A 14,295-nucleotide genomic window follows, 5' to 3' on the forward strand; every position below is an offset into this window, starting at 1 on the left:
TCCCTGTCTATAATCGCCGGCAAGGCCGCATTGCGACGGCCAGTCGCCGGCGTCGATCCTCACCGATCCTTCCTGCCGCAGCGCCGGGTTCTCCCCTCAGGACCCCTGCAAGCGCCGCGGTGCACGCCGGCCCCGGTCTGCGGGCCACGCGCCCCCCGACCGACAGGCGACCCGACACGCGGCCAGATCTGCACCATCAGCAACATCGGCCCGGCTTTGCCGCGACTCGACGCCTCTTGCCGCTAAGCCTTACGGCGTCTCCACACCCAAGCCGTTCCGTTCCAACCGCACCGGAGCCACGGCCGATCTTCACTTGCCGTGCGCCCGTGCCAGCCCTGACCTGACATGGCGTCGTTTTTCCTGAAGCGCCCGGCGTTTGCCTGGGTGCTGGCCATCCTGACCGTGGTAGCGGGCCTGGTGGCCCTGAACCGCATCCCCATCGCCCAGTACCCGGCGGTGGCGCCGCCCACGGTGATCATCTATGCCGATTACCCGGGTGCGTCCGCGCGCACGGTGGAGGACCGCGTCACGGCGGTGCTGGAGCAGCAGATGCACGGCATCCCCGGCCTGCTCTACCTGGATTCCAGCAGCGAGGGCGGCACCGCCACGGTGACGCTGGGCTTCCGCCAGGGCACCGACCCGCAGCTGGCGCAGGTCAACGTGCGCAACCGCGTGGCGCAGGCCGAGCCCTTGCTGCCCGAGGCGGTGCGCCGCGGCGGCGTCTATGTCGACCAGGCTAGCAGCAGCGCCTTCATGTACGTGTCGCTGGTGTCCGACAGCGGGCAGCTGGACGAGACCGCGCTGGGCGACTTTGCCGCGGGCTCGATGCTGCCGCTGCTGCGCCGCCTGCCCGGCATCGGCAAGGCCGAGCCATACGGCGCCGAGTACGCGCTGCGGATCTGGTTCGATCCCGACAAGCTGCACGCCTTCAACCTGACCACGGCCGAGGTCGAGGCCGCCATCCGCGCGCGCAACGGCAACGTGACCCCCGGCCAGCTGGGCGCCGCGCCGGCAGTGCCGGGCCAGCCGTTCCAGGCGATCGTGCGCCCGCCCGCGCCGATGAGCGATGCGCAGGCGTTCGGGCGCATCGTGGTGCGCGCGGCCACCGACGGCTCGGCCGTGCTGCTGCGCGACGTGGCGCGGGTGGAGCTGGCCGCCAGCGACTACCGCTACGGCTCCACGCTGAACACGCGCAACGCCGCGTCGATCGGGCTGAAGCTGGCCGACGGCGCCAACGTGCTGCAGACCTCGCGCACCGTGCGCGCCGCGCTCGATGCCGCCAGCAAGGGCTTCCCCGGCGACGTGCGCCATGAGATCTCTTACGACGGCGCCAGCTTCGTGCAGGCGTCGATCTCGCGCGTGGTGCTGACGCTGGTCGAAGCCACGGTGCTGGTGTTCCTGATCCTGTACCTGTTTCTGGGCAACCTGCGCGCCACGCTGATCCCGTGCATCGTGGTGCCGGTATCGCTGCTGGGCACGGTCGCGTGCCTGTATGCGCTGGGGCTGTCGCTGAACGTGATCACGCTGTTCGGCGGGGTGCTGGCGATCGGCATCCTGGTGGACGACGCCATCGTGGTGGTCGAGAACGTCGAGCGCATCATGCGCACCGACGGCGTGGGCGCGATGCAGGCCGCGGCGCGCTCGATGCGCGAGGTCTCGGGCGCGCTGGTGGCGGTGACGCTGGTGTTGTGCGCGGTGTTCGTGCCGATGGCATTCTTCGGCAGCGCGGTGGGCGTGATCTACCGGCACTTCGCGGTGACGCTGGCGGTATCGATCGCGTTCTCGCTGTTCTTTGCGCTGACGCTGGCGCCGGCCATGTGCGCCAGCCTGCTGCGCCACAGCGCGGCGCCGGCGCGCGGGCCGCTGGCCTGGTTCGATGCGCGCTTTGCCGCCTTCACCGGGCGCTATGCCGGCTGGGTGCAGGCGCTGCAACGCAGGCGGCTGCGCTGGCTGGCGGTCTACCTGGCGTTGACGCTGGCATGCGGCTACGCCTTGTGGAAGATGCCCAGCGGCTTCCTGCCGGAAGAGGATACCGGCGAGATCGTGGTCGATGTCGAGCTGCCCGCCGGCAGCACGCAGGCCGACACGCGCCGGCTGGTGGCCGGGCTGGAACAGTGGATGCGTGACCAGCACTACCCGGTGCATTCGAGCTTTGCCGTGCTGGGCTGGTCCAGCGGCGGCAGCGGCGAGCAGCGCGCCAGCCTGTTTATCGGACTGACCGACTGGAAAGCGCGCGGACGCAAGCACACGGCCCAGGCCGTGCTGGCGCGGCTGTCGGCCGGGCTGGAAACCTGGCCGGGCCGCGGCGCGGCGCAGCTGTTTGCGTACAACAGCTCGGCGCTGCCTGAACTGGGCAGCATCGGCGGCCTGGACATGCGCCTGGTGGCGCGCCAGCCGGTGGGGCGCGAGGCGCTTTTCGCCGCGCGCGACAAGCTGCTTGAGCGCGCCAGGCAGGACCCGGTGCTGGGCGAGGTGCGCGCCACCACCGGCCAGCCGGTGCCCGCGCTGGACCTGAAGATCGACTACCGCAAGGCCGAGGCCTTCGGCGTCGATGCCGATACCGTGCACCACACGCTGTCGGCCACGCTGGGCTCGCGCTATATCGATGAAGTCGCGCGCGAGGGCCGCGTGCGGCGCGTGATCCTGCAGGCCGACGCGCCCTTCCGCATGCGGCCGGACCAGCTCGCGCGCGTGCACGTGCGCAACGCACAGGGCGCGATGGTGTCGCTGGCCGCGTTCGCCTCGCTGGAATGGGGGCGCGGCGAGGTGACGCTGGAGCGCTTCGACGGCTTCAGCTCGGTGCGCATCAATGCCGAGGTCGCGCCGGGCCACACCACCGGCGCGGCCATGACGCGGCTGGCCGAACTGGTGCGCGAGCTGGGGCCGGAATACGACGTGCGCTGGACCGGGCGCGCCTTCGAACAGGAGCAGACCGGCACGCAGGCGCCGTGGCTGTTCGCGCTGTCGCTGCTGTTTATCTTCCTGTGCCTGGTGGCGCTGTATGAAAGCTGGACCCTGCCGCTGGCGGTGATCGCGATCGTGCCAACCGGCCTGATGGGCGCGGCCGCGGCGATCTGGCTGCGCGGCATGCCCAACGACGTCTACTTCAAGGTGGGCGTGGTGGTGATCATGGGGCTGGCGGCCAAGAACGCGATCCTGATCGTCGAATATGCCGAGCAGTTGCGGCGCAGCGGTGCGGGCATGGGCGCGGTGGAGGCTGCAACGCGCGCGGCGCGCCAGCGGCTGCGGCCGGTGGTGATGACCTCGCTGGCCTTTGTGCTGGGCGTGGTGCCGCTGGCGATCAGCACCGGCCCGGGCGCGGGTGCGCAACAGGCGGTCGGCACCGGCGTGCTGGGCGGCATGCTGGGTGCGACGGTGCTGGGTACGCTGGCGGTGCCGCTGCTCTATGCCGCGATCGCGCGCAGGTTGCCGCGCGCGCAGCCGGAACCCGGACACGACGCGACCGCCACGCAGCCGCCTTCGGCATGAGGGGCATGCCTGCGCGCTGACGCGGTCACGAGCCGAGGGAAGAGAAAAGCGCCTGCCTGGCGAAGAGAGAAGGAGGAGGAGGTCAGCCGGGCAGGCGGGAGAGAAAACTTGCGGCCACCGCAGTGGCCGCACGAGGTCTTTGGGAAGACCTGCGAGGATCAGACGCGATAGCCGTACAGCGAACCGTCACCCGTGCGGGAATTGTCGAGCGCACGATCGGCAATATCACCGGTAAAGGTGTGCGCACCTTCGCTGAAGGTATCGAACTTGTCCTTCTTCGAGATCTCGCCGCTGAAGCTATGCGAGCCTTCGGTGAAGCTGTCGAACTTGCCGTCGCGGCGCGAGCCTTCCGAGTACGGGTCGAAGCGGCCGGTGCGGGCTCCGTCCGTGTACGTATCGAACTTGCCTTGCTTGGCGCCGTCCGTATACACGTCGTACTTGCCGGCCTTCAGCGCATCGGCATACACATCAAACTTGCCAACCTTGCTGGCAGCGGGGGCAGCCAACGCCACAGCGGACGCGGCGACCGCCGCGAACACGAGCGCGCCGCCAAGGATACGTCTGGCGATCATTTGGGACTCCTTCAACTGATTTCGTCGTTCTTTCTTTTACGGACCGGGATGAGACTCCGGCCGCTCTGCAATCTATGTTGCGATGCGAGCACGGACTGAAGATTAGTCACAGTCCGCGCAAGCAGAAATACCGCTGCGACGAATGGTGCGTTGCGAGTCGTGAAACGTCTGGCTTGCCGATGAATGGTGTCGATGGATTGCCGGGCACACGCGGCGCGGGACGCGCCTGCGTGGCCCCGGCAGCACGCCTCAGGCCGCTGGGATTTGGCTCGGGATGCGGGTCAAAGCGTGTACTGGCCGCTGGCTTCCGGCTGGAACGCGATCCCGGTGACGCTCACCTGCTGCTCGCGGCCGTCGGGCAGCCGGTAGCTGACGGTCTGGCCGGCGCGCGCGCCCAGCAGCGCCTGGCCCACCGGCGACAGCACCGACAGGCGGCCGGCATCGAAGTCGGCCGCGTCGGGGTACACCAGCGTCCAGTTGCGCGGGGCCTGCTCGCCCGGCAGGTTGCAGACCAGGCGCGTGTTCATGGTGACCACGTCGGTCGGGATCTCTTCGGGCGCGACGATGGTGGCGCGCGCCAGCAGGCTGTCGAGCATGTCCTCAAGCTGCGCCGAGCCGGCGCGGCTGGCGATGCGCTCCAGGCGGGTCACGTCGAGTTCGGTCAGGTACAGGGTGGCGGTATTCGTTTTGGTGGCCGTCATGGCGGGTCCTCCGGCAGTCAGGTGGTTGGCGCGGCCCGGCCAGCATGGCAGGCGGCGGCGGTCGGGTCTTGCAGGTTGGCGTGCCGCGCAGCAGCGCGGACATCAAGGGATCGGCGAAAGCCTTGCGGCAATTGCCGGCAACAACGGAAACGCTGGCTCGGGCCCGGTTCGGCCCGGGCCCCGCTTATGGGAGACGAATCAGGCTGGGAACCGGGCGGAATCAGGCGGTGCGCTGATCCGGCGGGGAGAGACCGCGCGCATGGCGCGCTGGGGCAGGATGTTGGCCGTGGCGATCGCGCATGCGTGCGCGCGGCCGGTCCGCATCAGGCGGACAGGCGCATCGGGCATCGGCGTCAGGCGATCAGTCATGGTCATGCAGAAGGTTGGATAAGGGGCAGCGGATGGTTCCCTGAACAGGCGAGCCGCGTAAGTCGTTGCTCACTACATCGCTCACTGGCTGCGCTGCCCCGAACCCGTGCACCGCAGTGGTGCGATCACGGGAACAGCCATCGTAGCACAGCGATGCGCCTGCGCGCGTCACCCGTTGGCAGCAGGCCCGGCCTCGTGCGCGCCCGCATGGCATTCGCAGGCCGCGCCGGCGGCGGCCTGCTGCAGGTTCTGCAGGATGCCGCATTCACTGGCGGGCTGGTGGTGGTGGCAGGTCTCGCGCAGCGCGCGCAACTGCCCTTCCAGCGCCTCCAGCGCCACCCGCTGCGCATGGATCTGCGCGATCTGGCGGTCCAGCAGCGTATTGATGTCGTCGCAGTCCTGCGACGGATTGCGCTCGAACTCGCGCAGCCGCCGCACATCCGACAGGCCCATGCCGAGCGAGCGGCAGTGGCGCACGAAATTCAGCTGGACCAAGTGGCCGTCGTCATAGCGGCGATAGCCGTTGGCCTCGCGCCGGGGCGCGTCGAGCAGCCCTTCGCGCTCGTAGTAGCGGATGGTTTCGACGTCGCAGCCGCTGGTACGGGAGAGTTCGCCAATGCGCATGGTTTGTGATCCTGGGCAGCAAATCCCTGTAACCACTACAGGGTTAGCCCTAGTGTAGGACAGTCTGGCAACGCTTGCACCCAGCATGCTGGCGCACGTTTGCGGCAGGTGGGGAGCCCCACAGGCAATCCGTTGCACATGGTGTGCTATGCCTCACGCGGGGCGCCGGCGCCATCCCGCATCCTGTAGAATTCCTTGAACGTTTACTGACATACTGTCCTCGCGTGCGCTCAATCCGGCTCCTCCTGCTGGTCATGATGCTGGCCTTCCTGCCCCTGCCGGGCTGGACGGCTACGGTCGCGCACGACGTGGCGTCCGCCGCCGATACGCCGGCCGAGCCAACCATCGCCGATGCCGGCAGCCCAGATGCCGCCGCGGGCCAGCCATCACCGTCGTCCGAAACCGCCGAGCCGCAGCTGCAGCCCGGTGCCGATCTCGCCGAGCAGCTCCTGCCGGCGGCTCCATTGCGTCTAGCGGCCTCGTCCGGTCGCGCCGGGCCGCCGCGCTATGCCGGCGCCCCGCTGCCCGACCCGGACCTGCCGCTGCAGCCGCGTCCGCCGCGCGCCTGATGCCCCCGGCGCGGCCTTGCCCGCGCTCGCCCGTTCTTGTGTGCCGTGCCCCACGAGCGGCGCGCGCCTGCGGCTCGTCCGCGTTTTTCCGTCGTACTGCTCCACCACATACTCATGAAACGCGTATTACTTTTCCTGGCGACCAACCTCGCCGTCATGCTCGTCCTCAGCTTCACCGCCAGCGTGCTGGGCGTGAATCGCTACCTGACCGCCAACGGCCTGAACCTGGGCACCCTGCTCGCGTTCGCCGCGCTGATGGGCTTCGGCGGCGCCTTTATCTCGCTGCTGATGTCCAAGACCATCGCCAAGTGGTCCACCGGCGCGCAGGTCATTACCCACCCCAGCACCAGCACCGAGCTGTGGCTGGTGCAGACCGTCGAGAAGCTGGCGCAGCGCTCCGGCCTGCCCATGCCTGAAGTGGCCATCTACGACGGCGAACCCAACGCCTTCGCCACCGGCGCGACCAAGAACAGCTCGTTGGTGGCGGTGTCCACCGGCCTGCTGCAGTCGATGTCGCACGACGAAGTCGAAGCGGTGCTGGCGCACGAGGTGGCGCACGTGGCCAATGGCGACATGGTGACGCTGACGCTGATCCAGGGCGTGGTCAACACGTTCGTGATCTTCCTGGCGCGCGTGGTCGGCTACTTCGTCGACTCGATGTTGCGCAAGAGTGACGAGGAGTCGAGCGGGCCGGGCATCGGCTACATGGTCACGGTGGTCGTCTGCGAAATCGTGTTCGGCATCCTGGCCAGCATCATCGTGGCCTGGTTCTCGCGCCACCGCGAATTCCGCGCCGACGCCGGCGCGGCCGGCCTGATGGGTTCGCCCACGCCGATGGTGTCGGCGCTGCGCCGCCTCGGCGGCCTGGACCCGGACGGCCTGCCGCAGAACATGCAGGCGATGGGCATCGCCGGCGGCAAGTCGTGGCTGGCGCTGTTCTCGAGCCATCCGCCCATTGAGCAGCGCATTGCCGCACTGCAATCCGCGCGCTGAAGCCCGGGGCAAGCAATGCCCCCGGCGCCGCGGCCTGACACTGGCGCGGCGCCGGCTACCTGACAGGGAGTTTTCGATGCGATCGAGCGTGCTGGAACCGACAAGCCCCGTGTGGCGCGACACGCTGGCGCGATGTCGCCATGATTGCTACCACACGCCTGGCTGGCATACTGCCGCCGAGCGCAGCGACCACGGCAGCGCCGCCGCGGTACTGGTGCGTGACGGCGCCCACGAGTTGCTGGTTCCGCTGGTGCGCCGGCCCATTGCCTGCGGCAGCTGGGATGCCACCTCGGCCTATGGCTACGGCGGCCCGGTGTTGAGCACCGATGTCCCGGCCGGCTTTGCCGAGGAGGCACTGGGCGCGGCGCTCGCGTTGCTGCGCGAGTGCGGCTGCGTGTCGTGGTTTATCCGCCTGCACCCACTGCTCAATGCCGACTGGAACAGCCGCCTCGGGCTGGTGGTGGATCAGGGCGAGACGGTATCCGTCGACCTGACCAAGAGTGCCGAGCAGCTATGGCACGAAACGCAGGCGCGCCACAGGCTGGGCATCAACCGCGCCCGGCGCGCGGGCGTGAGCGCACGCCTGGACCGAGATTTCGCCATGCTGCCGCGCTTTATCGCGCTGTACAACGCGACCATGGCGCGCTTGGGCGCGTTGCCCTACTACTTCTTCGACGCGCAGTACTACCGCACCCTGGTGCGCGCGCTGGGCGACGACCTGCTGCTGTTCGTGGCCGAGGAAGACGGCTGCATGATCGGCGCGGCGCTGTTCACCGTGGCCCGGGGGACGGGCATCATGCAATATCACCTGTCCGCCTGGGACTGGGCGTACCGCCACCTCCAGCCGACCAAGACTGTGATCCATGCCGCGCGCGAATGGGGCCGCACCAACGGCCTGCACTACCTGCACCTGGGCGGCGGGCTGGGTTCGGCCAAAGACTCCCTGTATGAGTTCAAGCGCGGCTTTTCGCACGATACGCATGTGTACCGGACCCAGCGCCTGGTGGTGGACCCCGACCGGTACGTGGCGCTGTCCGGCGGCGACAAAGCCACGCTGGATGACCTGGATGGCTTCTTTCCGGCTTACCGGCGCCCGGGCGCGCGCTTCGAGCCGCCGCAGGCGGATGCCGGCGACAACGTGCCGGCGCTCGCGGCATTCAAGACCGGGACCTGAAGCCGGACTGCTGCGGCGCTAGTCGACCACCCGGCCCCGCAGCACCTTGACCTGACTGCGCTGGCTCTTGGATTCCAGCCGGCGCCGGCGCGAGGCCAGCGTCGGCCGCGTGGGCCGGCGCACGCGCGGCGGCGCGGCCACGCTGCGCACCAGTTCGTGCAGCCGCCGCACCGCTTCGTCGCGGTTCTGGTCGAGGCTGCGGAACTGCTGCGCCTTGATCACCACCACGCCGTCGCGCGTGATGCGGTGGTCGTGCAGCGCCAGCAGGCGTTCCTTGTGGTCAGGCGCGAGCGAGGAGGCATGCACGTCATAGCGCAGGTGCACGGCATTGGACACCTTGTTGATGTTCTGGCCGCCCGCACCCTGCGCCCGGATCGCCGTGATCAGGTATTCGTGATGGGGGATGACGAGGTCGTCGGTCATGGTGGGATCATAGCAAGCGCTGGTGGCACTACCGCCACGCATAGCCGATACCGACCCCGTAAGTGACCTGGTTGCGCGTACCGCGCTGGGTCACGATGGGGCTGTCGGCAGCATCGCTGGTCAGGCGCTGGCCGTAGACCATTACCCCCGTAGAGCAACGCCAGCCAGCCGGTGAACTGTTTCAGGCCCCCGCCCGGGCTATAGACAGGCAGGCCGCTCGCCGCCGAATCCGATGGGGTGACGCCGAAATAGGTGCAGTTGAAACTGCCGCTGACCCACGCCGCGCCCAGTCCGACCCCCGCATAGACCCGCGGGTGCAGCGGCACCCACAGCGAACCCGTTGCAGCGATATGCGTGCCGCCGTAGACGATGCCGGCATTGGTCATCACGTTGACGCCGCCGCCCAAGCGCCAGGGGACGCGGCCCTGGTTCAGGTATTCATAGCCGAGGTAGCCGCCGGCCTCGACCGTGGTGTCGATCTCGTGCAGGCGCGAGACCACCGGATCGTCAACGTCGTTGCGGCCCTTGCCGCCGGCAAACTCTGTGGTGGAGCCGATGCCAAGCCCGGCCATATTGGGGAGCGAGCCCGGCAGGCTCAGCGGTGCGGCGGGCACGGAGCTTGGCGCGCCGGCGAGCAACAGTGCCGCCAGCGCGCTGCGCGGCTTTGTCGAAATTGCCATGGTGGTTTCCGGGAGCGCGGCACACGGCCCGCCGCGCGAGATTGCGTGAATCGAGTGAATCTATCAGCACTGGCGCGCCACACAGCGAGGTGCGTGCAGAAAGTTTTCAGCGCGCGATTTAAGCCGCGCCGCTGTGCTGCCCCGGTGACGTAAATTGCATCCGTGACGGTACTTGCCAGGGCTAGATTATTCCGAACTAAGCAATGGGTAGTCGCCCCGCTTTGTCTTTTGTTTCGGGCGGCGCATGATAAGCCCAGCTTCGCTGATTGCCCTCGCTGTGCGGCACTATCCGTGATTTACGATGCGCAGTGTCCGCGTGCCCGCCGAAGCCTATTGGAACTTCACCATGCGCCCCAGCCTTGCCACTCTGCTCGATCGCCTCTGGGAACAAGCCGTGCGCACGCCGCAGCGCTTTGTCGTGCTGTCGTTTGCAGTTGCCTCGATGTTGCTGGTGATGCTCTCCGTCCATGGCCTCGGGCTGCTGCGCGATCACGAGATCCGGTCGCTGCAGCAGGGCCAGCAACTGCAGGTCGCCGGTATCAGTTCGGTGCTGAATGTCGAAGCCGAGCGGCTGATGAGCGTGCGCAGTTTTGCGCAGCACCTGATCCGCCTGCAGACGGGCCCGCACGCGATCGAGCCTGACCCGCCGCTGAAGGCGGCCTATGAGCACCGTAACGACGACGTCTGGGAACTCCCCGCACCGGAAGGCGATGCGGTCTTGCTCGGCGTCAGCCCCGCCCTGCTGGCGGGCCTGGAAGGCTTCTCCCGCCGCGACGGCGACCTGCTGGCGGGCCTGTACGTGGCCCGTGGCCTCAGCCAGCTCATCAGCGCCGAGCCGGTCAACCCGCTGGTGGCGCGCAAGCTGACGTACGTTTCGAACAATGGCTTCTTCGTCGCCTATCCGCCGGTGCCGCCCGCTGACGCCGCCGCCACGCTGCGGCGCGTCGCCGCCACCGGCTATATCCGCGAGCACCTGCCCGAGGCCAATCCCGACCAGGGCATGCGCTGGAACTTCGGCCCCGTGGCCGACGGCAGCGACGATATGTACTTGTCGCTGAGCGTGCCGGTCTACCTGGACCACCAGTTCCGTGGTGTGGCCATCACCGAGATCTCACAGCACAGCATGGACGCGTACCTGACCCGGACCACACCCGAAGGAGTACAGCGCTTTCTGGTCGATATCGACGGCAACCTGGTCGGTGCCAGCACCCGCGACGTCAGGCGCGGCGAGAAGCTGTCCGCCATCCTGCCTGCCTCCTGGCACGAAGCCACGGCGCGGGAAATGTTCCGGCGCGGTTCGGGCACGCTGCGCGCCGCCGACGGCAGCCGCATCATGTTCCAGCGCATCGGCAGCAGCACCCTGGCGCTGGTCGACTACTTCTCGGCCACCGACCTGCTGCTGCGCACGGCGTCGCACCTGAGCGCCGTGCTGGCCGCCAGCGCGCTGGCGCTGGCGTTGCTGATGTGGGTCACCTTGCAGGGCATCGGCAAGCTGTTCTCGCACTACCAGGCGCGCGGCGAGGCGCTGCGCGAGCTGGCCGAGACCGACGCGCTGACCGGCCTGACCAACCGCCGCGAGTTCGAGGCGCGCTTCGGCATCGAGTACGAGCACTGCCTGCGCGACAAGACGCCGATGTCGATGCTGATGATCGATATCGACCGCTTCAAGCGCATCAACGACAACTGGGGCCACGCCAGCGGCGACCGCGTGCTGCGGAAGCTGGCCGACGTGGTGCGCGCGACCGTGCGCGCCATCGACGTGCCGGCACGCGTCGGCGGCGAGGAATTCGCGCTGCTGCTGCCGCGCACATCGCTGGACGAAGCCACGCAAACCGCCGAGCGCCTGCGCAAGATCCTGGGCCAGACCGTGTGCGAGCCGGCCGCCGATGCCACTGCCAAGGGCAATATCCAGTTCACGGTATCGATCGGCGTGTCCGACATGGGAGTGGACGGCACCGACAACCTCGACACCATGCTGCAGGTGGCGGACCGCCGGCTGTACGCGGCCAAGGCGGCCGGCCGCAACCGGGTGGTCAGCGACGATCGCGTGCCGGAGCCTGCGCCGGGAATCGTCCCGGCTCCCGCCGGCACGAACTGACGGCCGGCGCATGCGCTTGCTTCAGGGCCAGCATCATGGCACGACATATCGGGAGGAAATTTGGCGCGCCCGGCTGGGATCGAACCAGCAACCCCTGCCTTCGGAGGTTTGGTGACGTACTGAAAGCTTTTTAAAATCAATGCCTTGTGCAACTCGCAACGCGCAAAACCAATCGTAATCAAGGCCAGCCCAGTTGGCTCAAGCCCAGTCAAGGTGAAATTTAGCTACAGTTTGCTGTACACCTGCCGATCTAGGGGAAGCACCGAGCACAGGCCGAAAAGAGTATAAAAATGCACTTTTGCATGAAATTTGCTTGAATTTTGTGCTGCAAGGCAATTGCTACCTGCTAGGCCATGCCGGTAGAATTCCGTCGTTTTTGCACAAAGATTGCGAACATTTGTCGTGCTATTGCTGTCTACCCATCAGATGGATTGACTTTCGCGTGTACGGTGCCTAACTTCGCTAGCAAAGAATAATTTTTTGCGCTACAGCATATGTAGGTGTACGCGCCGCAACGAGGGGAAAGTATGGACTTCAACATGGGTGTGCTCTGGCAGTCGGTAGGTGGACCAATGGCCGCGCCTCGGGACATTGTGGGCAACTTGACCCAGCAAAGGCTGGTGAAGGATGAGGTCGCATTTTCGGCAGCTCTCGACCCTGTGAGCGAGATCCTCAAGGCAAGCCTCGGTATTCTTACGATGTCTCGTGAACAACAACACGCGGTCACGGAGAACCACCGAGAAGATGCCGGACACATTTCCCAGGACTAAAGACATCCCGTCACAGTCGCCGCTTTTCTGGGTGACTCACAAGGATCGCTATCTCAGGCAGCTTCTGATCCGTGATATCGAAGAAGCGACTGGCCGCGAGTTGCTGGTGTACTTCACCGATTGCGACCGGTCCACGGCCACCATCGATCCGGCTGACGACACGTACTTGGCGGAACTGCTGAACAACCGTCAAAAGGAACCGGTCGACCTGCTGCTCGAAACGAACGGTGGCTACACGGATGCCACAGAGAAGATCTGCGCACTGCTTCGGAAAACTGCGCCGGATCTCAGAGTCATCGTTCCACGTCGTGCGAAGAGTAATGGAACTGTAATTGCCCTTTGCGGAAAATCGGTAGTGATGAGCAGCACCTCGGAGCTTGGGCCTATCGATCCGTTGGTGGGGGGCATTCCGGTCGACTTCATCCTCAAGTCCCCACCGCAGACGATCAATCCCATCCAATTGCAGGTAGCACTTACAGCACTTGCTCAAACGAAGAAGCTAGCGAAGCAGTTGCTGTCCACGGGAATGATGTCGGCCAAGCCTAACGAGATTGACCACACGATCGCGAAGCTCGCATCACGGGATCATTTCCATAGTCACGGCTCGGTCTTAGACTGTTCCGAAGCCGTGCAGCTCGGTCTCAACGTCGAAGAACTCGACGCCAAGTCAGAGCTTTGGCGCCAAATTTGGCTTCTGCGCACGATGTACTCGTATGACTGCGGTCGGAACGGCCACGCGAAGTTGTTCGAATCGAATCGGCTTAGCACGGCCGTCACTGTCACTCCGCAGGCTCCCGCGCCCGCGGCATAGCTGAGACCTGCCTGGTGGCAAGAGAATGGGGGGCAATTTCTGCCCCCCTTTTTCATTTCTTCCCGCCTTCCACCGGACGAGTCCCGCACGCAGGCTTTTCCGCGCCGTAGTCTTTGCCTAACCGTTGCGGCGGCGTGCCTCGCGTTTCAGCGCCCACGGATCCTGCGCGGCTAACGATAGATGCGGTTATATGTGTCGCGGGCAAACGTAATGATTGCCATGTTAGTTTCCCGAACGCTCTCGCGTATTTCATTTGAGTCGAGCGCCATCACATTCTTCAAGTGCCTTTGCACTTCCGGGTTGTCCCAATTCCACATTGCCGATCCAAGAACTCCCGCAAAAGCTTCGAGTCTGTCGACTTGCCCCGAGAGCACTGCGACCGCGTTCTGACATGTCGCATAGGCGTCGAACTTGAATACCTGGCCCTTTGCTGCCAGCGATCTGAGCTTTGTTCCTGCGGGACGGACGGCCTCCAACGCATCGAGCAGGCGCTTCGCCTCCTGATCCCCATCCTTCTTGATGTAAGCAATTGCACCTTTGACGGCTTTGTCATCGTCGTCACCGCTTTCCCACGGCTGCACGTGGCTCGCCATGCCGATCTTCGACATCTCCAATATCGCTATCGACCGAGGCATTTCTGCGATGTAAGCGTGCGTTGCATCAACTAACGCATCGAGAAACTCGGCCTCTCTTTTGGCTTTGTCCTGCCGCTGCCAGTTTCGGAGGGCGGAGAAGGCAATTGCCGCTGTCGCCACGGGAGCGAGGGCCTTTATAAGCTCAAGCCAGCTGATGCTCGTTATCACGTCAAAAGACCAAACCAGGATGTCACACATTGTTCGAGAGAGAGGTTGGCATCACAGGGATACAGTGTACCGGGTGCGGTTGCCTGCCTTCTTGTCTAGTCAGCCGTTCCGCCGACGCCTGACCTCACGTTTCAGCGCCCACAGGTCCTGCCTGGCCCGCTTGCTCGACCACTCATCTTCTGCCTGGCGCCGGCGCTCTTCCTCTAGGCACGGTTCCCC

General features: G+C 66.3%; 13 protein-coding genes. 7 read left to right on the forward strand and 6 right to left on the reverse strand.

Features of this window, described 5'->3' with window-relative positions:
- Nucleotides 1-345: 345 nt before the first annotated feature.
- The gene (locus AC3WVS_RS20055) at nucleotides 346-3,489 is read left to right on the forward strand and encodes an efflux RND transporter permease subunit (protein WP_492320046.1); all 3,144 of its coding nucleotides are present in this window, start codon (nucleotides 346-348) and stop codon (nucleotides 3,487-3,489) included.
- 158 nt (nucleotides 3,490-3,647) lie between these two features.
- Here the strand turns inward: AC3WVS_RS20055 and AC3WVS_RS20060 are convergent, their stop codons facing one another.
- The 3 genes from AC3WVS_RS20060 to AC3WVS_RS20070 all read right to left on the reverse strand — a co-directional run bounded on the left by AC3WVS_RS20060 (nucleotide 3,648) and on the right by AC3WVS_RS20070 (nucleotide 5,755).
- Nucleotides 3,648-4,061, reverse strand: a complete 414-nt coding sequence (locus AC3WVS_RS20060) for a hypothetical protein (RefSeq protein WP_010812154.1) — start codon at nucleotides 4,059-4,061, stop codon at nucleotides 3,648-3,650.
- A gap of 281 nt (nucleotides 4,062-4,342) precedes the next feature.
- Nucleotides 4,343-4,762: a nucleoside diphosphate kinase regulator gene (gene rnk, locus AC3WVS_RS20065; protein WP_492320047.1), complete on the reverse strand. Its 420-nt coding sequence runs from the start codon at nucleotides 4,760-4,762 to the stop codon at nucleotides 4,343-4,345.
- A gap of 537 nt (nucleotides 4,763-5,299) precedes the next feature.
- Nucleotides 5,300-5,755 (reverse strand): Cd(II)/Pb(II)-responsive transcriptional regulator, encoded by a 456-nt coding sequence (locus AC3WVS_RS20070; protein WP_010812157.1) that lies wholly within the window; start codon nucleotides 5,753-5,755, stop codon nucleotides 5,300-5,302.
- A gap of 254 nt (nucleotides 5,756-6,009) precedes the next feature.
- On the opposite strand from AC3WVS_RS20070, the gene AC3WVS_RS20075 reads away from it, so the two are divergent.
- The 3 genes from AC3WVS_RS20075 to AC3WVS_RS20085 all read left to right on the forward strand — a co-directional run bounded on the left by AC3WVS_RS20075 (nucleotide 6,010) and on the right by AC3WVS_RS20085 (nucleotide 8,491).
- On the forward strand, nucleotides 6,010-6,324 hold the full coding sequence (locus AC3WVS_RS20075) for a hypothetical protein (protein ID WP_492320048.1): 315 nt from the start codon (nucleotides 6,010-6,012) through the stop codon (nucleotides 6,322-6,324).
- A 114-nt stretch (nucleotides 6,325-6,438) separates the two neighbouring features.
- Nucleotides 6,439-7,317 (forward strand): protease HtpX, encoded by an 879-nt coding sequence (gene htpX / locus AC3WVS_RS20080; protein WP_492320049.1) that lies wholly within the window; start codon nucleotides 6,439-6,441, stop codon nucleotides 7,315-7,317.
- Nucleotides 7,318-7,405: 88 nt separating this feature from the next.
- A complete protein-coding gene (locus AC3WVS_RS20085) occupies nucleotides 7,406-8,491 on the forward strand; it encodes a GNAT family N-acetyltransferase (protein WP_492320050.1) in 1,086 nt (361 codons plus the stop codon).
- 18 nt (nucleotides 8,492-8,509) lie between these two features.
- Here the strand turns inward: AC3WVS_RS20085 and arfB are convergent, their stop codons facing one another.
- Both arfB and AC3WVS_RS20095 read right to left on the reverse strand, forming a co-directional pair.
- On the reverse strand, nucleotides 8,510-8,914 hold the full coding sequence (gene arfB / locus AC3WVS_RS20090) for an alternative ribosome rescue aminoacyl-tRNA hydrolase ArfB (RefSeq protein WP_492320051.1): 405 nt from the start codon (nucleotides 8,912-8,914) through the stop codon (nucleotides 8,510-8,512).
- Nucleotides 8,911-9,594 carry a MipA/OmpV family protein gene (locus AC3WVS_RS20095; protein WP_492320052.1) on the reverse strand — a complete coding sequence of 228 codons (684 nt, stop codon included), beginning with the start codon at nucleotides 9,592-9,594 and terminating at the stop codon, nucleotides 8,911-8,913. Before AC3WVS_RS20095 ends, arfB begins: the two co-directional genes overlap by 4 nt.
- 346 nt (nucleotides 9,595-9,940) lie before the next feature.
- Here AC3WVS_RS20095 and AC3WVS_RS20100 point away from each other — a divergent pair, with 346 nt between their 5' ends.
- The 3 genes from AC3WVS_RS20100 (at nucleotide 9,941) to AC3WVS_RS20110 (ending at nucleotide 13,273) form a co-directional block, all read left to right on the forward strand.
- Nucleotides 9,941-11,692 carry a diguanylate cyclase gene (locus AC3WVS_RS20100; RefSeq protein WP_492320053.1) on the forward strand — a complete coding sequence of 584 codons (1,752 nt, stop codon included), beginning with the start codon at nucleotides 9,941-9,943 and terminating at the stop codon, nucleotides 11,690-11,692.
- Nucleotides 11,693-12,219: 527 nt separating this feature from the next.
- Nucleotides 12,220-12,462, forward strand: a complete 243-nt coding sequence (locus tag AC3WVS_RS20105; RefSeq protein ID WP_492320054.1) for a hypothetical protein — start codon at nucleotides 12,220-12,222, stop codon at nucleotides 12,460-12,462.
- Nucleotides 12,437-13,273 carry an SDH family Clp fold serine proteinase gene (locus AC3WVS_RS20110; RefSeq protein WP_492320055.1) on the forward strand — a complete coding sequence of 279 codons (837 nt, stop codon included), beginning with the start codon at nucleotides 12,437-12,439 and terminating at the stop codon, nucleotides 13,271-13,273. The genes AC3WVS_RS20105 and AC3WVS_RS20110 overlap by 26 nt, the downstream gene beginning before the upstream one ends.
- Before the next feature lie 170 nt (nucleotides 13,274-13,443).
- On the opposite strand, the gene AC3WVS_RS20115 is transcribed toward AC3WVS_RS20110, so the two are convergent.
- The gene (locus tag AC3WVS_RS20115; RefSeq protein ID WP_492320056.1) at nucleotides 13,444-14,106 is read right to left on the reverse strand and encodes a hypothetical protein; all 663 of its coding nucleotides are present in this window, start codon (nucleotides 14,104-14,106) and stop codon (nucleotides 13,444-13,446) included.
- Nucleotides 14,107-14,295 lie beyond the last annotated feature (189 nt).

It is taken from the genome of Cupriavidus sp. CPT47-8839-RL05A (assembly GCF_058792255.1).